Below are 20,930 nucleotides of genomic sequence, written 5' to 3'. Positions count from 1 at the left end.
CTTCCGTTGCTCGCACCAAACGTTGCGGAGCATGCGCGCAGCTTTATCGCTGGCGGACTGCATGAGTCCACGCACCGACGGCCGCAATTGCGACGCACCGAACATGGGAGCAACAAAAAATATACGAAGCGCCAGAGAATGGTGCCTCGTCGCCCGCGGTGGGCGACCAAGATACCTTTCCGTTGGCCGGGACACGTGCCCGACCGGCCGACGAGGTTAGCTGACGGGCTAGAGCTGGAAAGTGCTCCGATTCGCACAAGGCGAATCTGCGCCCCGGGAAGCATTGATGAGGTAAACGCACCACATCGACCGCTTCCAATTGGGTCCCCCGTATCCGCGTCCTGGCGACGCAGAATTAGGCTGCATGAGTTTAATTATAGCGATCTGGGGCGGGCGACAAGTGGGTGTGGGGCGGATTTTGGTTTGGGAATATTGGGGAAAATCGCGGGGGATTTTGGACATCCATTGGATGTATGGACCTTGGGCGAGTCCGGTTCACCAGAGAAAGTAACTAGTAGACACGCCTGAAGCTCGCTGGGCACTACAATACCGGGCAAGGGATTTCACAAGCTAGGCGCTTATCAGAATGGCTGGATGACGCAGCTAGTAATCTCGGGTAGAATCTCACTAGATTGGTTTATGCTTGAAGTGAAGCAATACTGCCCTCGTGCCTGTTCTCACCGATGAAAAGCAATCCATACGAAGATGCCGCTCGAATTGAATCCAAGATTGTCAAGTTACAGGAGCAAGTGAGAAAAAAGGAGCAGCTTTGCCAAGAAACTGCGTGCAAGCTCAGGCGTGCCGATCCCAAAGGCAAGAGCTTCATACGTCTATCACGATCTGTGACAGATCGAGAGCGGGACATCAAACGAACGAAACAACGACTAAACAGGCTGTTTAAGGCAAAGTATCGGGTAGAGAAGGAAGGCAAAAGACTTCTCAATGGAAATCGCAAACGCGAACTTACTAGACGCGCCATCAATCGCGATATCACTCGAGAGTTGCGTGAGCAAAGCACATTACTCGGAAGCATGTCAAAGTCCAAGCTGGCACTACATGAACGGCACACGTCAGGAGAACAAACACATTTCGATTTGTTTGTTTCTCATGCCACGGAAGATAAGGAAAGCCTTGTTCGCCCGCTTGCTACCGCACTTACAGCACTTAGCATCGCTGTTTGGTATGACGAATTCACGCTGACAATCGGCGACAGCTTACGAAAATCGATCGACCACGGACTTGCCAACTCTCGATTTGGCCTAGTGGTTCTCTCCTCGGATTTCTTTGCAAAAAACTGGACTCAGTATGAGCTGAACGGCCTAGTATCCAGAGAGATGGAGGGACAAAAAGTCATCCTTCCCCTGTGGCACAAGATCACGAAGGACGACGTAATGAAGTTTAGTCCAACGTTGGTGGACAAAGTAGCGTTGAACACGTCGATCTACAGTATAGAAGAAATCGCAGAACAGCTTGCTGCTGCCATTAAAGTTGCAAAAGAAGACTAACCGCACTTGGCCCAACTTTCTTCGTTGAATTCCTCGTTGCCTTGCGCAGCCCAACCGGCGCCGACCATACTCTGGCCTACCCAGTCTTGGCGGAGCAACACTTTAGCATGAGGGGACTGAAGCGTGGCGTGGATTTTGTGGATTTTGGGAATTGCTGCAGCGCTATTCCTGGGCATGAAGTACATGAGTAAACGTGCCGCAGGCCAACCACTACTCTCGGCGACAATTGCTACCAGTGATGGCCAACGCTTCAGCGTCAGCTACAAAAAACTTCACCCGGATGTTCAGCCGGTTGAGTATGTGAGGTTGGCTCTACTGTTGGCCGCCAAAATGATCTTCAATACGGCGGTCGAGAAACCACCTCTGGAGGCAAAACGCATTATGGAATGGATGGAGTACATTGGAAACGCCAGCCTAACCCCAAAAACTAAATTGCACGATATCGAGTTTGAGCCAATAACGGTGCAAGAGTCGATGGACCAAAGTGGAAGGAAGGTTGAGGCCACATTAGGATTGATGAGCGAAACAATGAGGTCGATACACACATCCGTCCCCATGGTCGCCTATCCCAATCAATCACTTCATACTTGGCTAGCAGTGGTTCAGACTTCCTTGCCAAAGCTCGACCAACATATGGTTCTACTGCTGCGCAAGTCGCTTGCACGGATGCTACACCACTACTACGACCTTCAGGAAGACCCTTCGTCGCTGAAGGCACTAGTTGAGGTGCCAAACGTAGCATTTATGGAATCGGTGGGGGCACCGTGAAATTCGGGCACGACAGAGTGACAACCTCAAGATTGCCATCGGGTGCCGCGTGAATGCCAATTCGAAGACGACCAAGCGAGCACTTGCTCACCCCTCCACCTCCACCCACCGCGACCAAGCCTCCGCCGGCCCCTTGGAGTCCCGATTTGCCCCCGCCTTGGTCGGCACCGACTGCGTGTCCTCAGGGAACAGGAACACGGCGCCCAGCAGCACTTCGCGCGGGTCAATGCCGGTCCACTGGTAGACCTGTTCGGTGCGGAACACTCCGCCGCTCGACCAGTAGGAATTCCAACCCGCGGCGGTGGCCAGCAGCAGCAGGTTCTGCGTAGCGGCGGAGGCTCCGGCGATGTGTTCCATGTTCCGCTGGGTCGCCGCGTACTGCTGGATCTCCAGCGGCGGGTCCTGGGGGTCGGGTAGCCAGGTGACCACCACCACCGCGTCGGCCGCCGCCAGCATCTTGGCGATGTTACCCGACTCGATTTGTTCGGCCTTGAGCCGCGCAAGCAGTTGCCGGCAGTGTGCCCCATCGAGCGCGTGAAACCGCCACGGCACGGGCGACGAGAGGGGCTCGGTGCGGTGCGACTTGTCGGCCGGGTAGTGGAATGGCGCGCAGCTGGCCGCTTCCAATAGCTCCGCCACCTGCGTGCGGACTTCGGGTGCGGGTAGGTCCCAAGGTTGCTCCGGATCCGCGAGGACCTTGAGAGTATGCCGGGCCGCGATGGTCGATTGGAGAGATTCAAGATTCATGCGGGCATGATAGCCGCATGAGGTGGCGACATGTAGGTCCGTCAGGAGATGGTAGCCGGATTCGCAAGAATTCGGACGTGGTGGTAGTCGGTCGCAATTCTTGCGAATCCGGCTGTGACAGCAACGCAGTGATTTCCGTTCTACGGAGTTCGTTGTAGGAATCTTACACGCACTATGGGACAATGCGGGGTGGCACATGGGGCTGTAACCCTAGATCCTAGGGCGTTGCTCTAGGCTACGGTGACCGTTGGCCTTTGGCCAAAAAGCTTATAGCACTCACTTGGCCGAAGGCCTCCCTGCACCGTAGCCTGGGGCACCGCCACCGGGGGCTGTGCGGCGTGAACGACCAACAACGGGGTTTTGGTACAACACTTACTCAACCAACATGCGGAGAACAACACGGAGAGTTTTGTCGCACCCACCGAATGGTTTTACCGAGAAAACAAGGGGTTTAACGCGCGGGGGGGGACCAAAACGGCCGGAGTTTTGGGCCCATGGATGTATATCCCCCATAACTGGCCCAAAACCATCGGGTCGAGGTCCACCGTTCGGCAACCGTGGCTACGAATAGCGGGACTGCTACGCGGTCCGCGAAGCAGCCGAGGCGGGTGGGTGATCGTCCGTCTGGCGACGGAAACTACCGGTGGGGAACTACAGTCGGCGGCCGCGGCGGGAGACGTTCACGCCGTTGACGTCTTGCACCGATTGCTGATGAGGATGGTAGAAGATGGTGATGGTCACACAATCGCGAACCAGGTCGATCTTGCCGATCTCGATCCGGGCGATGGACAAACCAGTCCTTTGCTCCAGGTCGGCCAGCAGTTCGTCGTATCGGTCGGGATGCACGAGTTCCATCTTCTCGTACAGCACCTCCTCCTGGCTCTCCTGCCGCAGCAGCGGAAGCGACTCGAGCCAGGCGGGCAGCGCCGTGAGCACTGCGTTAGCGGTGATCAGTTCGAGCCAGCTTACTTTCAGGTTGGCCAGCGAGTTGATGACGCCGAGGCCAATGACCGTGAACAGGTACGACATCTCGCGAATGGGCATCGTGTCGGTACGGTACCGCAAGACACCAAAGATGGCGAACAACCCCATCGCCATGCCGAGTTCGAGCTCCAGCTTCTTCATCGTAAAGCAGATGAAGAACACCACCGTGCTCAGCATATAGAACGTAAACAGATAGTCCTTACTGCGAGACCGCTTGTAGTAAACCACCCGCACCAGAATCGTGACCACGAAGAGATTGATCGCATAGCGACCAATCATCTTGATGAAATCGTCGTCGTAGAGGGGGACTTCGAAGAGCTCCATGGAGTTGAATCTTTCACAAGGTGTGCGAACCGACAGCCATCAACTTGCGTTTGAACCGGTTGCGTTTGAGATTAGGGTCGAGCATGGCGCTGCCGATGCAGTACTTGCTGAATCGCATGGGGCGGACTCCCAATTGCCGGAGGCACTGGCGGATCGGCGAACCACGCTGGTTGCGTTCCTGCTTGACCTCGATGATCATCACGCCTTCGAGCGGCTGATCTTGCTGGCTATCGCAGAACTCCAGGTTGGTGTCGATGGTAACCCGCTCGGCAATGTCGATGCCCACCAGCGTGAGGCGAGAGAAGAGAGTCCAAATCTGCGGCTCCAACTGAGTGTATTTGGAGCGAGTTGTTCCGAGCAACTCCTTGGAGTCCTCGTTCAGCTGGTCTTCGATGGCGGGAATGGGGATCCGTGTCTTGACGGTCCGGCCTCGATTGGTCTTCTGCTTGACTTCGAAGAAGGTCACGCCGGAGCTTTTATACCGGCGCTGGCGAAACTTGAGGCGGGTGGCCCGGCCGTTGTGGTGGTCGAGGTAGCAGTCGCGGCGGGCAGTATCGAAATAGAGCGACTCGTACGGCGAGCGACGCATCCCTTCGACTTCGAGCACTTTGTAGCTATCGCGGAGCATCGCCAGCAACGATGGCAGCAACTGGTCGTTGGCCACGTATTTGGTGTCGACCCGATTCATCAAGCTCACCGACTCGATTTCGCGGAGCGTGACGGGGGAGAACCTGGCAAGCTCCGAATCGATCTCGTCATCCAGAGGAGCATCTCGCACGATAGCACTAATCATTTGCCCAACGCCTCAACGATCTCTTCGCCGTTTCGAGAACAATAGCTGCGAAGCACCTGAGGTTCCATGTCGTCGGTGAGAAAATGAACCGAACCATCCGCGGCCAGAGAGTTAGCCCCACCGGGGTGGTCGGAGAAGACGCGTTCGTCTTCCCACACTTTGGGAGGCTCTTCGTCGTTGACGCCCTTCTTGATATGGGTGATGTTGCCACCGAGCGCCCAAGCACCGGTCAGCCCCTTTATCTCGCCCTGACTATTCACGTCTGCGCCGCGGCCCGTGCACTCGGCCACCATCAAGGTGTTGGAAAGTCCGTCGGTGATTTTTGCCGTGGTAACCGACGGTGGTTCGATCAGGATGTCTTCTTTCTCGAGCCCCTTGGTGCCGAGCAGAATGCCACGCTGCGGTCCGTAGTCGACACCGGTAACGGGGTTGGGCTTCTTCTTGTCGGGTCCCGAGATTCCCAAGTAGTCGATGCAGCCAAGACCTTCACCTGGCTGACCGCCGAGTCCCTGAATGAATCCGCCCGGCGAGCGATGCGGCTCCAAGGTCGAGGCACTGGGACAGAGATAGGTAGAGATGATCTGGCTGGTCGCCGGAATGTTCTCTGGCGAAACCAATTTGTAGTTGAAGTCGATCTTGTCGTAGATGGCCTCTTCCTCGAGATGATTGAGGATGATGCAAGCCCAGGCGTAGTCGAACGTGTTGGGATCGGTACGTGGTCCCGACCACTTCTTGCCAGGGGGAAACTTGCCGTGGGCGGTTTCGAAGTTCAGGGTGGCGACGCCAACCTGACGGAGATTATTCTGGCACGTGGAGCGACGCGAAGCCTCGCGTGCCATTTGCACCGCGGGCAGCATCAGGGCCACAAGCACCCCGATAATGGCCAGCACCACAAGCAACTCGACCAAGGTGAAACCAGTTCGCAATATTCGGCGATAATTCCAAGGTGTGTCCAAGTGTATTCCTCACTAAGTTCCGTCGGAAGGAGTGAGGTCCGTCGTACCGACGATGGCCTCTTGTTCTCCTTCCTCTCCGCCTAACTCCTATCATAGACCGATTCTTAACAGATTCTTAACACCGTTCCATGGTCGAAAGGTCGATTTATCTCATTTTTTTTGGAAGATCGCCCTACAAAAGAGGGATTGACCGGAAGGCCGACCCGATTTCACCACCCTTACGCCCATTCGCCACCCAAAAGTGTGTCAGAACGGTTCACTGGACACCTGATTCGCACAGTGACCAAAAAATCGCTTCCACGCCCTGCCGACGACTAACTACCTCAATAACGTGACAACCGCCCTGACCATCCGTGATGAAATGCCTGAGGACGAAGCCTCTATCACCAAAGTGACGATCGCCGCCTTTGAAACGTTGCAAATCAGTAGCCATACGGAGCAGTTCATCGTCCGGGCGCTGCGAAGCGCAGGTGTGCTCTCTATATCTCTGGTTGCTGAGCGGGACAGCCACACTGTGGGGCACATCGCGTTCTCGCCTGTCACCATTTCCGACGGCACCACCGATTGGTACGGCCTGGGTCCCGTCTCGGTACACCCCGACTACCAGCGGCAAGGCATTGGCAAAGCCCTGATCGAGACCGGGCTCGCGCAGCTCAAGCGATTGAACGCGCAAGGGTGCTGTCTGGTGGGACATCCGGCGTACTATCGGAAGTTTGGCTTTAAAACAACGACGGAACTCTCCGTCTCCGGCGTTCCGCCCGAGGTGTTCTTCGTGCTCCATCTACAGGACGCGAAACCACGGGGCGTCGTACAGTTTCACGAGGCTTTTTCGGCGACTTCATGAACGCCGACACAACGAGTGCTACAATACCGATTCGATGGACGAACCCCACCTGGAGCAAGCAATGACAAGACCTGCACTGGCTGTGATCCTGAACGCCTTGGTTGTGGCCACTATTGCGATGGGCCAGGCTCGGGCCGAATCCGACAAAGTCCAGGTGTTTATTCTCGCCGGTCAGTCGAACATGGAAGGCAAGGCATCGCTGGAGACTCTCTCCAGGCAGATCAAGGCCGAGCGAACGAAGAAGCAGTTCGCTCACTTGCACGATGGCGAGGGCAACTTTGTGGCTAGGGACGATGTCTTCATCACGTTCTTCGACCGGCACGGCCCGCTGGAAGTCGACTACGGTAGCCGCGGGCGATTCGGGCCCGAGTTGGGTTTTGGCTGGACGGTGGGCAACGCGCTCGACCAGCCCGTACTGATCATCAAAGTCGCCTGGGGTGGCCGGTCGCTGTTCCGCGACTTTCGCTCGCCCTCGGCTTTACAACCCAACCACCAGCAGCTCGCCAAGGACTTGGAGGCGGCGCGCCGCAAATCCCCAGACGCTACGCTCGACGACATTCGCAAGAGCTACGGCAAAGACTATCGCGATATGCTCGAGGAGATCGCCCGCGTGCAAGAAAACTACCAGGACCTCTTTCCGCAGCTCAAGGGAAAAGAACTTCAATTGGCTGGGTTCGTTTGGTTTCAAGGCTGGAACGATATGGTGCGGGACGAGTACTCACAAGCCTATACCAACAACATGGTTCACTTCATTCAGGACATTCGCCGCGACCTCGACGCCCCCAAGCTGCCGGTGGTCATTGGGCAGCTTGGAGTCGACGGTCCCTACACTGGCGAGGATGCTGCGAACGACAAGCGCGAGCGGTTCAAGGCGCGACAAGCCGCCGCGGCCGAGTTGCCCGAGTTCCAGGGCAACGTGGCCGTGGTGAAGACCGATCAGTACTGGGACCCCGCCGCGGCCGAGGCCTTCAAGACCTGGCAAGACGACATCGAGAACTGGCGCAACTACGGCGACGACCGACCGTACCACTACCTGGGCAGCCCAAAGATCATTTACGAAATCGGCCAGGCCTTTGGCGAGTCGGTGTTGGAGTTGAGTTCCAACACGTCGCATCAGAGCGGTTAGCTGGAGCAGTTCTCCGTCGCTACGGCATCGACCAGTTCCAACAGACGGTTTAAGACAGCAGTGGGCTGAGCCTCAACCAACTGGGCTTCGGTCTGCGCACCGGTGGTGATGCCGAACGTCATGCCGCAACCGGCGTTCTTGCCTTCCTCGATGTCGATCTTCGAGTCGCCGACCTTTGCCACGGCTTTAGGAGAGCTGACACCGGTCAATTCGATGGCTTTGTGGATCATGTCGGGATGTGGCCGATTGTTCGGCACGTCGCTGGCGGTCACCAAGGCATCAATCTCGCGGCCCACCTGCCAGCCGAGCTTCGCGACAAGCGATTCGGCCATCGCACGGTCGTAGCCGGTGTTGAGTACCGACTTGATGCCCCGCTCGCGCAAGGCAGCAAAGGTCTCCTTGGCGCCGGGTTGCTCGCGTACGTTCAGATCCTTGTAGGCGGTTGCCAAGCGCTGTTTGAAGTCGGCGAAAATCTGCTGGACTTCCTCTTCGGTGTGCGGCTGTCCATCGATCGCCAGCACGTCGCGAATAGCCTGCGATTTTTCTTTCCCCGCCCCGAAGGTCTGCACTTGGTCCTGGCTGAAGTCGTACCCCGCGGCGTTCACCGCCGCTCGAACGGTCTTATAGACCACGTTGTCTTCGTCAACCGTGGTGCCAGCCATGTCAAAGACGACGAGTTCAATCATGGTAGATCCTCCTTAAGTCGTGTTGGGCGAATCCGGCGCTGCTGGTCATGCCCTTGCCGCCGATTGCCGTAGAAATATGAATGTTGTCCTCCACCTCGGTGGCAAAAATGCCGGAGGGATGCTTCGTCTGACAGTAGATGCCATACCACGACGCTTCGACGTTCCACGAAGGCAAGTCGAACATCCGCCGAGCTGCGGTCAGGAAGTAGTCATTAATGTCGCTGCGCAACTCGAACGATAGCTGCGCCGGATCGGCGGCCGGCGCGTATTCGTGCGAATCGCCCAGTATGATGCCACCATCGGGTTCCTGCTTCAGCAATATGTGTATCCCATATCGCTTCTCGAAACTGTCGGCTGCCTCGCGAGCCTTGATTTCTCCCCACGACGGGCACTCGCTGAAGCTCTCGTAACGACGAATCGAAAGGCCCGTCAGCACGTTACCCGGCAGACTGGCCTGCGGTTGGGGCGCGAGCCGCAGCATCTGCAACTTCACCGACTCGATGTCGCTGGCCTGGAAAACCTGGGGATACAACTGCTGGAGTTCGGCACCGCAGCAAAGTACCACTTTGTCTGCCCGCAGGGTGTGCCTCGCAGTGGTGACCGCGGTCACCGGGCCGCCCCCCGTTGGCTGCAATTCCTTGACGCAGGTACCAAAGTAGCTCCGAAAGCCTGGTTGCTGCCGCAAGTATTCGTGCAGTCGCCGGATCAGGAGCCGTGGTGTCACCGACAGCTCGGCCGGAAAATACAACCCGCCATGACAGTAGTCGCCGCGCAACTGCGGATAGCGTTCCCGGCACTGCCCGCTGGTCCACAGCTCCGACGGATAGTCGACCGACTGGTTGCGGGTGTGGAGTTCCTCTAGCAAGGTCATCTCTTCCTGGTCCGACGCCAGGTAAATGCTGCCCAGTTGCCGCAGCGGCAGTGGGAACTGTTTGTGGATGGCTTGGTAGATATTCAGGCTCTCGCGTCCGAGAAGCTGCCATGCGTGGTTCATGCCCGAAGGCACTACCTGACCGAAGTTTCGGACCGTGGCTCCCAGAGGAGCCGCGTGGCGTTCGACCAGTACCACCCGCAAGCCGCGCTGCACTGCATGGTAGGCATAGAAAGTGCCGAGGATGCCTCCTCCGATGACCAGCAGGTCGGTCTCGCCGCTAGGATGATCGTCTTGCATGCCGATTGGGATTGCCTTTGAGTGTTAAATAGAAGGATCCCATCGGCCCATCCGCAGGGTCGCGAGGCTTCGCGGTTCCTCCTTCGTCCCCGCAGGCTAGCAAACCTCAGTGAGCTCCGTAAAGCAGCGGGTGACCTTCGCCGTGTGAGAGTAGCTCGGTTGGCCGTAGCAGGTGTCGCCCATTTGACCTGCAGCGCATCGCAGTTGACCATTCTGCCAGGCGCCGAAAACACTCCAAAGTCAAGGCAACGGCTCTAGCGGCTCAAGAACACGCCGATCGGCTCCAGGCGTTTGTTGGCATCGCAGATGATCTTGAAGGTCAGCAGGTACGGCACCGCTAAGAAGATACCGCCAATTCCCCAGCACCAGCCGCCGAGAAACACGGCGACCAAAATGACCACAGGATTCAGGCTGATCGACTTCCGCAACACGGCAGGAGTCACGAGGTTGGCCTCCAGCCCATTGGCCGCCAGGTACACCGCAGGCGCGAGCAGCGCATGGGGCACATTGCCAAAATCCTTGAACGCCACAATAAACACGACGCACACGCCAATCACGAGCCCCGCGAAGGGTATGTAGTTCAACAGCGCGGCTAGCACACCCCACAGCAGCGGATGTGGCATCCCAATCATCCACAGGCCGCAGGCAATCGTGGCCCCCAGGCCAATGTTGATAAGCGTGATGGTTCCCAGGTAGGTGGACATCTTGTGCTCGATTTCTTTCACCAAGAGCACGGTGTCCCACTTCTCCGTCCATGACTTGCGAACTTGGACGGCTTTCTCGAGAAACTGATCGCCGGCGGCTAGCAGGAAGAAGAGCAGCGATAGCGTGATGCCCAGTGAGGTCGCGAGACTGCCCGTGGTGTTGAGCAATTGGCTGGTCAGCGCGGGCTGTTCGACCCGCACCGCCATCGGTTGATCGCTGCGAGCGGCTTTCTCGGTCATTGCCGTCAGTTTGTCGAGCTCCTGTTCAGCTTCGGCAAGGCTCTCCAGCGGTCCCCCGCCACCCTCAAGTTGCTTGCGCAGGTCGTGCAGAATCTCGGGAGCCTGCTCCAACCAGTGGTTTGCAGGCTGCCACAGCAGGCTAATCGCGACCGCCAGTATCGCAGTGAACGTGACAAACACGACGGCGGCGGCCGCCATGTTGGGGAGCCCCAGATGAGTCAACTTTCGCCGTACCGGCTTGAGTACCAGCCCCAACACGACGGCCATCGCCATCGGGAGCAGAATCGCGCGGGCGAAATACAGGGTGTGGAACAACGCCAGCACCGCCAGCGCGATCAGGCAGTATCGGATTCCGCGTAAATTCCGTAGCAGTGGCTGATCGGATTGCGCCGGTTGTACCGGTTCGGTCGGTGGTAGTTTAGCCTGATCCACACGGTGGAGATGAGTTGCAGCGGCGTTGCCTAGGCCCGCATTGGTAGCCGAATCTTCATTCATTGCCGAACCTTTCGGACTCGATTCCCCATCCTTAGGAGCAAAACAACATCGCTACGAAAAGTAATACCCACCGGTCGTCATAGGGCTTATAATATTTTGTTGGGAATTTCTCCCATTCGAGGTTGCCAGCACCACCCTTCGGCGATGATCAGGGGCTCGCACAACTTAGTCGAATGAGCGGGCCTGACGACAGGTATGATTCTATAGAACTAGTCTAACAGTTTACCAGCGGTGGAGTTTACAGATGGCTACACAAGACCAGATACAGGGCGGCTGGACGGAGCTCAAAGGCAAGGTCAAGGAAGCCTGGGGACAATTGAACGACGACGAGCTCCGCGATTTCCGGGGCAATTTCGACCAGTTCGTGGGATGGATTCAGCAGCAGACCGGCCAAACCCACGACGAAGTCGCAAAATGCCTGGCTGATCTTGAGCAGCAGTTTCGCCCCGTACTGCAGCAAGTCGCCAACACGGCACGCGAATACTACGATCAGGCCAAGGACTCCTCAGGAGAGGCTGTCGATCGCGTTAAGGGAGAACTCCAAGCCCAGCACGCCCGGGCAGAAAAGCTGGTCCGCACCCGGCCAGTGGAATCGGTCGCCGTGGCCTTCGGCGCGGGGCTGGTTGCCGGCGTGGTTGTTGCACTCGTCCTTCGCTCGAAGTAACCCAAGGCAAATATCCCGATGGCCACGCCACCTGCAGGGCAACCAACCCCCGGCACTCCGGGGTCGAACGGTCGCCCTTCCCCCAACCTGGACGCCGAGCAGCTCCGTGAGCGCATGGCCACGGTACGTGGCGACCTGGAACGGGATATTGCCGGTGCGTCGCAAAGAGTTCATGACGCCACACATTGGGAATACTACGTGAAGAAGTTTCCCTTTGCCTGCCTGGGGGCCGCCGTGCTGGCTGGCTACGCACTGGTGCCGTCGAAGAAGCCGGGGCCCATCGTCGTGTCAGACGAACAAATCAAGGAACTGGCCGACGCCGGCAAGCTGCATATCGTCTCCGAACCCAAGCCGGCGCAGACCGCCAGTTTTACCCAAAAGGCGATGCTGGGGCTTGGCACAATCGCAGCTAGGGCCGCCGTGGCGTATGTAGGAAACCTTCTGGGAGAGCAAGGACACGCTAAAGATTAGCGATTGAGTTCAACAGGCAACAATGGCAATGAGCATCACTCCGACACCAAAAGCAACCGAGCCCGCCCAACAAGCTTCGTCAGCCGACAGCCACCTTGCAGCCGTGCAGAACAAGGTTGCTGGCTGGCTGGACAAACACCCGGCCGTCGTGGTGGGAACGGGAGTCGTCCTCGGTGTGGCCCTGGGGTGGCTAGTGAAGCGAAGGAAGTAGACGCCATGAACAACGCCCCAAAGACCTCCACCAAACCAAAATCCTCCGGGCATCTAGTCCGCAATCTGCTCGAGTTGGGCGAACTGCAAATCATGCTGCTGCGCGCGGACGCCGCGGCCGCAGGCAAGTCGACACGCGTGGCCGCCCTCCTGGTAGCCGTAGCCATCTGCTTGCTGTTGGCCGCCGCGCCAGTGCTGCTATTGTCCGCTGCTGCTTGGCTGGAATCCTCGCAGGAGCTTTCCAGATCTGCCAGCCTTGCCCTGACCGGTGGCGGCGCTGTAGTGCTGGCCGCGGTGTTGCTGGTAGCCGCCAGGTCGTCCATCAATCGCGGCCTGTCCATGCTGTCGCAGACCGTCGACGAACTAGTACAGAACATAGAATGCCTCAAGCGGGGACTGGCAGATCCGCACGACGAGGCCACGCCGCAGGGACCAGGCGATCACGATTAGCCGCCCCCCTTCAGACTATTGCGACGGTATTTCAAGAGTTAGACAATCGAATCGTCCGCCACAGCAGCGGTGGTACCTGCTCTTGGCGCTGGATCCCACCACTAGGAGTTAATTGCGAGATGAATGAGACTACAGCAGAATCCGCCGCTCAGCAGGGGCACTCACCGATGGAACATTCCCAGCATTCCGACATGCAACCAGTTCCCGATCTGGTAGACTACCTCCACGAGTACGCCCGACAGAAGCCCCAAGTCGTCGCCCTGTGGTGCTTGGGAGTGGGATTTGTCCTAGGCTGGAAGCTCAAGCCTTGGTAGCCCCAAGTCGCGTCTGTCGATGGAGACGAGCCCAACCACGCATCGGTTGTTGAAGGAGCGGATGTATGGATCGCTTACGACGCGTGACCACGAACTTGCTCGCCCAAATTGCTCTCCTGGCAATAGCGAGCTTGGCAGCAATCGGTCAGACTGCCCCCTCCGCGCCGTCGGCACAAACCGTCGAGGGACAAGTTCAACGAGTCTACAGCAGCGACGACAAGGTAAGACTTGTCGAGCTGCGGCTCACCAGCAATGCCCCACGCCAACGCTATCGAGAACCCAGCGGCGCTAGGCTGCCCGCGGCTGGCAATGTGGTCTACGTGACCTTGAACCAGGTAGGAATGAATTCGGGGCAACAAAGGACGCCGCAGCTTCCCGAGGTGGGCGAGTCGATCCGCGCGCGACTGAGTCCGTCCGACCACGGCACTTGGACCGCTGCAGGCAACTGGTACACGGTGCTCCGCCCCAGTCAGGACGGCCATGTGGATGACTCCAGTCTCGGCCGCACGCCCTCGACTGTCGATGCCTATGGCATGACCTGCAAGGCGGTGCTTGCGGGAGGTCGACTGGGACTGCAAGTGCAAAAGGTTGCCAACTCGGGATCAGCACAGGCAGCTGGCTTGCAACCGGGTGATGTGATTGTGGGCATCAACCACCGGCCTCTTTCTTCGGCAGCCGATCTGCGACACGCCGAGAGCAACGATGGCTCGATTGCCCTGATTGTCATTGACGTGAACTCTGGCCGCGTTGCCAGCGTCGACTTGCCCGTCGACAGATCAGCGGCCAAGCCCGGCCATGAAACCGATGATACACCGGACGAATCGCAAGTAGCAGCCGAGCGCATCCAGACGGCACTGGGTCTGGTGTTGGAAGAGCCGGACGACGCAGTCGAGGGCGTAACAGTGCAGCGCGCTCAAGAGGGATCGGGCGCCGCGCTGGCTGGAATCGAGCCCGGCGACGTGATCGTGGGTGTTGGCAATCAACAAGTCTCCAGCGCCGTCGAACTGGCCAAGGCGGTTCCCGACGCGGCCAGGCGATTGACGGTTGTCGTGAGGGATATCCGATCTGGGCGTGACGTGCCAGTCGAGGTCAAGAGTGCTGGTGTTGCTCAGTCAACCAAGCTAGGGCGAACTCCAGCAGCTGGCTCGGGCTCGGCGTCAGGCGGACTCGGCATTCATGGCGAGCTTACTTTCTACAATGCGGAAGCCGCCGTGAAAGTTGCGCGAGTCGATCGAGACAGCCCCGCAGCCCGTGCAGGCATTCGAGAGGGAATGATTCTGCTTTCCGCCAATGGCGATGCGTTGCTACACCCCAACGACTTGGAGAATGCCGTGAAGCAAAGTCGGGGTCCCATCGCGTTCCGCCTGGTAGATCTGAGTGGCCGACGTGAAATCTCAATCACTGTGAACCGCTAGCCATCACAATTCAGGAGCCGGCAGATGCGAACGGAAGGTCGACGCAAGAGCACCAACGTGGAGGACCGCCGCAGGGTCTCACCCAAAGCTGTTGGCGTTGGAGGTGGATTGATCGGTTTGCTCATCATTCTGGCTGTCACCCTGCTGGGTGGCGACCCGCAACAGGCGGCCAAAGTGGTGGACGACATGAATCTCGGCGTAGACGTGCAACGCGCGGGCGACCAGGAATTCAGCCCACAAGAAGAGCAGATGGCGGAGTTTGTAAGTATCGTGCTGGCGGAAACCGAGGACGTGTGGTCACAACTTTTTGCTGCCGAGAACGTCGAATACACCCAGCCGACACTGGTGCTCTTCACCAATCGCGTGCAGTCCGCCTGCGGCTTCGCTAGCGCCGCCACGGGGCCGTTCTACTGCCCGCTGGACGAGAAAGTCTATCTCGATTTGTCGTTCTTCGAGCAGATGAAGCAGCGTTTTAAGGCCCCCGGCGACTTCGCCCAGGCCTACGTAGTCGCTCACGAAGTAGGGCACCATGTGCAAAATCTACTCGGTATTTCCGATCGGGTTCAATCGCAACGGGCTCGTCTGACCCAAGAAGAGTACAACAGGCTTTCGGTTCGCATGGAACTGCAAGCCGACTACCTTGCCGGAGTTTGGGCACATCACACGCAGAAAAACTGGCAACTTCTGGAAGAGGGCGACATCAAAGAGGCTATCAATGCCGCCAGCGCCATCGGCGACGACCGCCTGCAACGCCAGGCCCAAGGCTATGTCGTACCCGAGTCGTTCACTCATGGCACCTCGGAACAACGGGTGCGATGGTTCTACAAGGGGCTGCAGAGTGGTGATATGCTGGGTGGCAATACGTTCGACGCGGACGAACTGTAAGGCCCCTGCATTCATCTACCGCGAAAGATGGCACCGCTTGAGTCGGAAACGAGGAAATGGCTCGCAAACCTGCAAGTGATTTTCCGTTTTACACCGTGCTCATCCTGATTAGCAGCACCTACCTGCTGCTTATCGCTGGTATGCTGGCGGCGGATGCTGCCTACTTGATCAGTCCTCCCAGTTCGGCGGAAGGTCTTGAGCCCCCGGGAACGGGGCCTGCGATAATTTCTTCGCTGGCCGATCCCAGCATTCAGTACTCCATCTGGCTGAGTCTGGTATCGACCACTATCACGGCTCTGCTCTCTTTGTTATTCGCCGTGCCAATTGGCTACCTGTTTTCCCGACATCAATTCCGCGGCAAGAACTTTCTGGACGCGATGCTCGACATCCCGTTCGTACTGCCCCCGCTGGTGGTGGGACTGAGTTTGCTGATCTTGTTCCAGTATTTCGACGAGTCGATCCGTTCGCGCATCGTCTACGAGGTTCCGGCCGTGATACTGGCCCAGTTCGTGGTGTCCTGTGCACTGGCCGTGCGTGTGATGCGGGCAACGTTCGATCAGATCGAACCCCGCCTGGAGCAGGTGGCTCTCACGCTTGGTTGCAGCCGCAGCCAGGCATTTTCGCTGGTGGTACTGCCGGAAACCGCGCCAGGGCTCATTACCGCGGGCACATTGGCGTGGGCCCGGGCGCTAGGGGAATTCGGACCGCTTCTAGTGTTCGCGGGAGCGACACGTGGAAAGACCGAAGTGCTCTCGACAACCGTATTTCTGGAGCTCAGTATCGGCAATCTACCGGGCGCCGTGGCGGTGTCGCTGCTGATGATTGCGATGGCCTTCGCCGTGTTGATGGTCGCCCGGCGATGGGGCTCACGCTACCTCGCGCTGTAGGCGAGCAATCCGTGCCCGATCATGGTACGCTATAGGCTCTGCGACGTTCCCGACCCTGCTCCCACTGACCAGTCTCCGCAAAAGGAATCGGATGTTCTCTTCATCTCGATATGCCGTCCTCGCACTCGCATCTACTTTGTTGAGCTTGACTCCCCTGGCATGTCTTGGCGAAACGCAACGGCCGAACATCATCTTTATCTTGGCCGACGATCTCGGCTACGGCGATCTGGGCAGTTTTGGACAACAGAATTTCGAGACACCCCACCTCGATCAAATGGCACGCGACGGAATGAAGCTCACTCAGCACTACGCCGGCTCCACCGTTTGCGCGCCTTCGCGAGCCTGCCTGTTAACTGGAACGCACACAGGGCACGTCTATCAACGTTTCAACGGCGACATCGAGTTTCGCGAGGATCCACACGACATCACCGTCGCCCGAGTGCTGAAGGATGCCGGCTACCACACGGCCATGATCGGCAAGAGCGGACTGTCGTGCCGTAGCGAGGACGGGGCGCTGCCCAACCGCAAGGGTTTCGACCATTTTTTCGGTTACATCGGCCACGGCGCCGCCCACCGCTACTATCCCAAGGAGTTGTATCGCGATGGGGCGAAGCTCCTATACCCGAACAACCAAGGCAAAGAGGGCGAGCAGTACAGCGGCGACCTGTTCCTCAAAGACACGCTTGATTACCTTGAGTTGCATGCAGGACAGCCTTTCTTCCTGCATCTCTCGCTGCAACAACCGCATGCCGACCTGAGTGTGCCGGACCAGTGGAAGGCGCCGTTCTTGGGCAAGTTCGATGAAGTCCCCTTCCCCGGAAACGGCTACCGGGCCGAAGAACACCCCAAGGCAACCTTCGCTGGCATGGTTACCTATCTTGATGATACCGTGGGACAGGTTCGCGAGAAGCTGGAAGAACTCGGCATTGCCGACAACACGTTGATCATCTTTAGTAGCGACAATGGGGCCATGTCCGAAGGTGGTTGGTCTCGCGACTATTTCAACAGCAGCGGCCCTTTGCGGGGCGGCAAGCGAGACATGTACGAAGGTGGCATCCGCGTCCCAACCATTGCCTGCTGGCCCGGTAAGATAGCCGCGGGTACTGAATCAGAGCATATATCCGCGTTCTGGGACTTCCTGCCCACCGCCTGCGATGTGGCTGGCGCCGAAACCCCGGACGACCTGGACGGCATTAGCTACCTGCCCACGCTGCTGGGAGCAGGCGAGCAGCCCGAGCATGAGTACCTGTACTGGGAATTCTACGAGCGGGGTGGCAAACAGGCGGTCCGCTGGGGCAACTGGAAGGGAGTGCGGCTGAACGTGAACAAGGATCGCCACGGTCCACTGGAGCTATACGACCTGTCCAAAGACCTGGGCGAGACAAACAACGTCGCCAGCGAGCATCCGGAAGTAGTTGACAAATTGGCAGCCATGATGGACCAGGCCCACGTCGACTCTCCGATCATCTCGTTTGGCAAACGCAAGAAGAAGTAAGCACACGGTGTCTCAGACTAGTATGTCCTGCACCACGTTGCCATGCACATCAGTCAGACGGAAGTCTCGCCCCTGGTAGCGATAAGTAAGTCGCTTGTGGTTGATGCCCAACCGCTGGAGCATCGTGGCGTGCAAATCGTGCACGTGCACCACGTTCTCTTCTGCGTTGTAGCCCAACTCGTCGGTGTTGCCGTAGGTGACGCCCGGCTTGATGCCGCCGCCGGCCAGGAACATGCTGAATCCTCGAATGTGATGGTCGCGGCCGATCTTTGAGACGTCTCCTTTGTTCTGAGCCATGGGGGTGCGTCCAAACTCGCCTCCCCACACCACCAGGGTATCGTCCAGCATTCCTCGCTGCTTCAAATCGCGGATGAGAGCGGCCGTCGGCTGGTCGGTGGCCTTACAGGTGATACCCAACCAGTGCCGCAGCGCATCGTGATGGTCCCATCCACGATGATACAGATGCACGAACCGCACTCCGCGCTCCGCCAGTCGGCATGCCACCAGGCAGTTGTACGCAAAGCTGCCATCGGCCCCCTTTACGCCATAGCTATCCAGGACATGCTGTGGCTCATTCGAAATATCCGTCAGCTCCGGCACGCTCATCTGCATGCGAAAGGCGAGCTCGTACTGCGAAATGCGTGTGCTGATTTCGGGGTTGTGCACCACCGTGTCGCGCATTCGATCAAGCTGGCCAATGGTGTCCACCACGTCCAGTTGCCGCGAACGACTGACCCCTGCTGGATTCGAAACATAGTGCACCGGGTCGCCCGCAGAGTGAAATAACACCCCCTGGTACTTGCTCGGCAAGAAGCCACTGTGCCACTGCCGCGAGGCAACCGGCTGGGGATTGCGGCCTGCGCGGCTCACCATGACCACGAAGCCGGGCAAGTCGTCGCAGTCGCTGCCAAGTCCATAATTGACCCACGCCCCCATGCTCGGCCGCCCCGAGATCTGCGTTCCCGTGTTCATGAAGGTATGGGCAGGGTCGTGGTTGATCTGCTCGGTCTTCATCGAACGCAGGATGCAGATGTCGTCGGCGATGCCAGCAATGTGCGGCAGGTAGTCGCTGACCACTTGGCCGCTCTGGCCATGCTCACGAAACTTGGCCTGCGATCCCCAACAACGAAGTTGCTGCCCCTGCAGTTGGGCCAGCTGCTGACCGGCCGTGTACGACTCGGGCATCGGCTGGCCATCCAGCTCCGTGAGCTTCGGCTTGGGATCGAACAACTCCAAATGGGAGGGACCGCCCGCCATGCACAGAAAGATCACACGCTTCGCCTTGGCGGGGTAGTGCAAAGGTTGAACGACCCCCTGCCCCACGTTGGTAGCAGCGCCAGCAGCGGCGTCGCGGGCCAGCAGCTCTCCCAGGGCAAGCGAACCCATTCCCAGGGAAGTGGTCTTAAGAAACGTCCGTCGGGAGTCGTTCGGCATGATTCCAGGAAGGGGCTAGCGGAACGCGTGGCGGGAAGGTGCACCCGATTATAACAGCTTTCCCCGTTGGCAGGTAAACGCGACCAAGTGGGGCAGAATGGTTAAATACGGCCCAGCTCGTTTGCCGAGTTTGCCTTTGGACGTTTGCCGGGACAATCCGATTCCCGTAGAATATCGCCAAAATGGGTAAAATTTACCGCCATCCGCCGCTTTCCTTGCCATTCGCACGCTGCGTCTGTACCAGCCCGGCGTAAACGCCGGACCCTGCGCCCGTCGAGCGAAACGGCACGGCTGCCGTCGCTCTAGTTTCTCTGCTAGCTGCCTCCGCGTTTGGTAACTGCCAGCGCACTCTCCAGAAGGAACGTTACCCATGGCGACCGATTTCCGCCTCAAGGACCAACTGCCCCAACTCACCAAGCGTCTGGTCGACACCTACGCCAGCCTCGGCACGATCAATCACCTGGGCCACTGCCCGTTGCCGAACTACGAAGAGGTGATCTCCGTCATTCACGATCTGAACGAGATCCTCTATCCCGGATTTCGCAGTCGGGAAGGTCTTCACCGCGGCAACGTCGAATTCTACGTCGGCGATCTGGTTGACCGCCTGCATGACTGCCTTACCCGCCAGATTGGCCGGGCTTTGCGGCATGAAGCCGGCGCCACCGACTCGTGCACCGAGGAGGAAGACTACGAGGCACTCGGCCAGGCGAAGACGCTACTGTTCCTCGACCGGCTGCCGGAGCTTCGCAGCACGCTGGCCACGGATGTCCAAGCCGCCTATGACGGCGATCCCGCCTGCAAGTGCCGCGACGAGGTGATTTTCTGCTATCCAGGTCTCGAGGCAATCACGGTCTACCGTCTGGCACATCTGCTGTACGAACTCGACATTCCGTTCATTCCGCGGATGATGAGCGAGTGGGCCCACAGCCGTACCGGTATCGACATTCATCCGGGGGCGACCATTGGCAACTATTTTTTCATCGATCACGGTACGGGCGTCGTGATTGGCGAGACCTGCCACATTGGCGAGCATGTCAAAGTCTACCAAGGGGTGACGCTCGGCGCGCTGAGTTTCGACACCGATGGCGAGGGCAATCTGGTTCGTGGGCAGAAACGCCACCCGACTATCGAAGACCGCGTGGTGATCTACGCCAATGCCACGATCCTGGGCGGCGAGACGGTCATCGGCCACGATGCGGTCATCGGGTCCAGTGTCTGGATCACTCGCAGCGTCGCCCCCCGCACGACAGTACTGCTCGAAAAGCCCCAACTCCGTATGCGGGCCGAGGTCTAGTAGCTGGCCAATAAAGTAGCCAGACCGCCGCGCGGTCCGTGACTGGGGGCCAAATGCACCGCCCTCAA

Annotated in this window: 22 protein-coding genes and 1 riboswitch; of the genes, 14 read left to right on the top strand and 8 right to left on the bottom strand. The window is 58.5% G+C overall.

What is annotated here, in order from left to right:
* Positions 1 to 190: 190 nt before the first annotated feature.
* A riboswitch (cyclic di-AMP (ydaO/yuaA leader) is annotated at positions 191 to 372 on the bottom strand.
* 311 nt (positions 373 to 683) lie between these two features.
* Together NG895_RS20580 and NG895_RS20575 are read left to right on the top strand one after the other, a co-directional pair.
* Positions 684 to 1,505, top strand: coding sequence for a toll/interleukin-1 receptor domain-containing protein (locus NG895_RS20580; protein WP_252854416.1), 822 nt, complete (start codon positions 684 to 686; stop codon positions 1,503 to 1,505).
* 123 nt (positions 1,506 to 1,628) lie between these two features.
* Entirely contained in the window at positions 1,629 to 2,273 is a 645-nt protein-coding gene (locus tag NG895_RS20575; protein WP_252854415.1) for a hypothetical protein, read from the top strand.
* Between the two features lie 87 nt (positions 2,274 to 2,360).
* Here the strand turns inward: NG895_RS20575 and NG895_RS20570 are convergent, their stop codons facing one another.
* The 4 genes from NG895_RS20570 to NG895_RS20555 form a co-directional block, all read right to left on the bottom strand.
* Positions 2,361 to 3,020, bottom strand: a complete 660-nt coding sequence (locus tag NG895_RS20570; protein ID WP_252854414.1) for a nitroreductase family protein — start codon at positions 3,018 to 3,020, stop codon at positions 2,361 to 2,363.
* 651 nt (positions 3,021 to 3,671) lie between these two features.
* Positions 3,672 to 4,328, bottom strand: coding sequence for a DUF4956 domain-containing protein (locus tag NG895_RS20565; protein WP_252854413.1), 657 nt, complete (start codon positions 4,326 to 4,328; stop codon positions 3,672 to 3,674).
* A 13-nt stretch (positions 4,329 to 4,341) separates the two neighbouring features.
* A complete protein-coding gene (locus NG895_RS20560) occupies positions 4,342 to 5,121 on the bottom strand; it encodes a polyphosphate polymerase domain-containing protein (protein ID WP_252854412.1) in 780 nt (259 codons plus the stop codon).
* Entirely contained in the window at positions 5,118 to 6,029 is a 912-nt protein-coding gene (locus NG895_RS20555) for a DUF1559 family PulG-like putative transporter (protein WP_252854411.1), read from the bottom strand. Before NG895_RS20555 ends, NG895_RS20560 begins: the two co-directional genes overlap by 4 nt.
* Positions 6,030 to 6,408: 379 nt before the next feature.
* Here NG895_RS20555 and NG895_RS20550 point away from each other — a divergent pair, with 379 nt between their 5' ends.
* Positions 6,409 to 6,921 (top strand): GNAT family N-acetyltransferase, encoded by a 513-nt coding sequence (locus tag NG895_RS20550; protein ID WP_252854410.1) that lies wholly within the window; start codon positions 6,409 to 6,411, stop codon positions 6,919 to 6,921.
* A 61-nt stretch (positions 6,922 to 6,982) separates the two neighbouring features.
* Positions 6,983 to 8,047, top strand: coding sequence for a sialate O-acetylesterase (locus NG895_RS20545; RefSeq protein ID WP_252854409.1), 1,065 nt, complete (start codon positions 6,983 to 6,985; stop codon positions 8,045 to 8,047).
* On the opposite strand, the gene NG895_RS20540 is transcribed toward NG895_RS20545, so the two are convergent.
* The 3 genes from NG895_RS20540 to NG895_RS20530 form a co-directional block, all read right to left on the bottom strand.
* Positions 8,044 to 8,733: a phosphonatase-like hydrolase gene (locus NG895_RS20540; RefSeq protein WP_252854408.1), complete on the bottom strand. Its 690-nt coding sequence runs from the start codon at positions 8,731 to 8,733 to the stop codon at positions 8,044 to 8,046. The genes NG895_RS20545 and NG895_RS20540 overlap by 4 nt on opposite strands.
* Complete coding sequence (locus NG895_RS20535; protein WP_252854407.1) at positions 8,726 to 9,904, bottom strand: TIGR03364 family FAD-dependent oxidoreductase; 1,179 nt, start codon at positions 9,902 to 9,904, stop codon at positions 8,726 to 8,728. The genes NG895_RS20540 and NG895_RS20535 overlap by 8 nt, the downstream gene beginning before the upstream one ends.
* A gap of 254 nt (positions 9,905 to 10,158) precedes the next feature.
* Positions 10,159 to 11,343, bottom strand: coding sequence for an AI-2E family transporter (locus NG895_RS20530; protein ID WP_252854406.1), 1,185 nt, complete (start codon positions 11,341 to 11,343; stop codon positions 10,159 to 10,161).
* Between the two features lie 244 nt (positions 11,344 to 11,587).
* Between NG895_RS20530 and NG895_RS20525 the strand changes: the two genes are divergently transcribed.
* The 9 genes from NG895_RS20525 to NG895_RS20485 all read left to right on the top strand — a co-directional run bounded on the left by NG895_RS20525 (position 11,588) and on the right by NG895_RS20485 (position 18,134).
* Positions 11,588 to 12,007, top strand: a complete 420-nt coding sequence (locus NG895_RS20525) for a CsbD family protein (protein ID WP_252854405.1) — start codon at positions 11,588 to 11,590, stop codon at positions 12,005 to 12,007.
* Positions 12,008 to 12,025: 18 nt separating this feature from the next.
* Positions 12,026 to 12,478, top strand: a complete 453-nt coding sequence (locus NG895_RS20520) for a hypothetical protein (RefSeq protein WP_252854404.1) — start codon at positions 12,026 to 12,028, stop codon at positions 12,476 to 12,478.
* A 28-nt stretch (positions 12,479 to 12,506) separates the two neighbouring features.
* A complete protein-coding gene (locus tag NG895_RS20515; RefSeq protein ID WP_252854403.1) occupies positions 12,507 to 12,689 on the top strand; it encodes a hypothetical protein in 183 nt (60 codons plus the stop codon).
* 5 nt (positions 12,690 to 12,694) lie between these two features.
* Entirely contained in the window at positions 12,695 to 13,138 is a 444-nt protein-coding gene (locus tag NG895_RS20510; RefSeq protein ID WP_252854402.1) for a phage holin family protein, read from the top strand.
* A gap of 119 nt (positions 13,139 to 13,257) precedes the next feature.
* A complete protein-coding gene (locus NG895_RS20505) occupies positions 13,258 to 13,452 on the top strand; it encodes a hypothetical protein (RefSeq protein ID WP_252854401.1) in 195 nt (64 codons plus the stop codon).
* 65 nt (positions 13,453 to 13,517) lie between these two features.
* On the top strand, positions 13,518 to 14,867 hold the full coding sequence (locus tag NG895_RS20500; protein ID WP_252854400.1) for a PDZ domain-containing protein: 1,350 nt from the start codon (positions 13,518 to 13,520) through the stop codon (positions 14,865 to 14,867).
* Positions 14,868 to 14,891: 24 nt separating this feature from the next.
* Complete coding sequence (ypfJ, locus tag NG895_RS20495; protein WP_252854399.1) at positions 14,892 to 15,752, top strand: KPN_02809 family neutral zinc metallopeptidase; 861 nt, start codon at positions 14,892 to 14,894, stop codon at positions 15,750 to 15,752.
* Positions 15,753 to 15,808: 56 nt separating this feature from the next.
* The gene (locus NG895_RS20490) at positions 15,809 to 16,639 is read left to right on the top strand and encodes an ABC transporter permease (RefSeq protein ID WP_252854398.1); all 831 of its coding nucleotides are present in this window, start codon (positions 15,809 to 15,811) and stop codon (positions 16,637 to 16,639) included.
* A 91-nt stretch (positions 16,640 to 16,730) separates the two neighbouring features.
* On the top strand, positions 16,731 to 18,134 hold the full coding sequence (locus NG895_RS20485) for an arylsulfatase (protein WP_252854397.1): 1,404 nt from the start codon (positions 16,731 to 16,733) through the stop codon (positions 18,132 to 18,134).
* A gap of 12 nt (positions 18,135 to 18,146) precedes the next feature.
* Here the strand turns inward: NG895_RS20485 and NG895_RS20480 are convergent, their stop codons facing one another.
* Positions 18,147 to 19,568, bottom strand: a complete 1,422-nt coding sequence (locus NG895_RS20480) for a DUF1501 domain-containing protein (RefSeq protein ID WP_252854396.1) — start codon at positions 19,566 to 19,568, stop codon at positions 18,147 to 18,149.
* Positions 19,569 to 19,938: 370 nt separating this feature from the next.
* Here NG895_RS20480 and NG895_RS20475 point away from each other — a divergent pair, with 370 nt between their 5' ends.
* On the top strand, positions 19,939 to 20,862 hold the full coding sequence (locus NG895_RS20475) for a serine O-acetyltransferase (protein ID WP_252854395.1): 924 nt from the start codon (positions 19,939 to 19,941) through the stop codon (positions 20,860 to 20,862).
* The last annotated feature ends 68 nt before the right edge of the window (positions 20,863 to 20,930 follow it).

Source organism: Aeoliella straminimaris, from assembly GCF_024054565.1.
Taxonomy (GTDB): Bacteria; Planctomycetota; Planctomycetia; order Pirellulales; family Lacipirellulaceae; genus Aeoliella; species Aeoliella straminimaris.
The sequence above is the reverse complement of the archived record's forward strand: the minus strand, read 5'-3'. Positions and strand labels throughout refer to the sequence as shown.

Coding starts and splice junctions, on each gene's coding strand:
- NG895_RS20580 (WP_252854416.1), top strand. CDS start 684: ATGAAAAGCAATCCATACGAAGATGCCGCTCGAATTGAATCCAAGATT.
- NG895_RS20570 (WP_252854414.1), bottom strand. CDS start 3,020: ATGAATCTTGAATCTCTCCAATCGACCATCGCGGCCCGGCATACTCTC.
- NG895_RS20565 (WP_252854413.1), bottom strand. CDS start 4,328: ATGGAGCTCTTCGAAGTCCCCCTCTACGACGACGATTTCATCAAGATG.
- NG895_RS20560 (WP_252854412.1), bottom strand. CDS start 5,121: ATGATTAGTGCTATCGTGCGAGATGCTCCTCTGGATGACGAGATCGAT.
- NG895_RS20545 (WP_252854409.1), top strand. CDS start 6,983: ATGACAAGACCTGCACTGGCTGTGATCCTGAACGCCTTGGTTGTGGCC.
- NG895_RS20540 (WP_252854408.1), bottom strand. CDS start 8,733: ATGATTGAACTCGTCGTCTTTGACATGGCTGGCACCACGGTTGACGAA.
- NG895_RS20535 (WP_252854407.1), bottom strand. CDS start 9,904: ATGCAAGACGATCATCCTAGCGGCGAGACCGACCTGCTGGTCATCGGA.
- NG895_RS20530 (WP_252854406.1), bottom strand. CDS start 11,343: ATGAATGAAGATTCGGCTACCAATGCGGGCCTAGGCAACGCCGCTGCA.
- NG895_RS20525 (WP_252854405.1), top strand. CDS start 11,588: ATGGCTACACAAGACCAGATACAGGGCGGCTGGACGGAGCTCAAAGGC.
- NG895_RS20520 (WP_252854404.1), top strand. CDS start 12,026: ATGGCCACGCCACCTGCAGGGCAACCAACCCCCGGCACTCCGGGGTCG.
- NG895_RS20515 (WP_252854403.1), top strand. CDS start 12,507: ATGAGCATCACTCCGACACCAAAAGCAACCGAGCCCGCCCAACAAGCT.
- NG895_RS20510 (WP_252854402.1), top strand. CDS start 12,695: ATGAACAACGCCCCAAAGACCTCCACCAAACCAAAATCCTCCGGGCAT.
- NG895_RS20505 (WP_252854401.1), top strand. CDS start 13,258: ATGAATGAGACTACAGCAGAATCCGCCGCTCAGCAGGGGCACTCACCG.
- NG895_RS20500 (WP_252854400.1), top strand. CDS start 13,518: ATGGATCGCTTACGACGCGTGACCACGAACTTGCTCGCCCAAATTGCT.
- ypfJ (WP_252854399.1), top strand. CDS start 14,892: ATGCGAACGGAAGGTCGACGCAAGAGCACCAACGTGGAGGACCGCCGC.
- NG895_RS20490 (WP_252854398.1), top strand. CDS start 15,809: ATGGCTCGCAAACCTGCAAGTGATTTTCCGTTTTACACCGTGCTCATC.
- NG895_RS20485 (WP_252854397.1), top strand. CDS start 16,731: ATGTTCTCTTCATCTCGATATGCCGTCCTCGCACTCGCATCTACTTTG.
- NG895_RS20480 (WP_252854396.1), bottom strand. CDS start 19,568: ATGCCGAACGACTCCCGACGGACGTTTCTTAAGACCACTTCCCTGGGA.
- NG895_RS20475 (WP_252854395.1), top strand. CDS start 19,939: ATGGCGACCGATTTCCGCCTCAAGGACCAACTGCCCCAACTCACCAAG.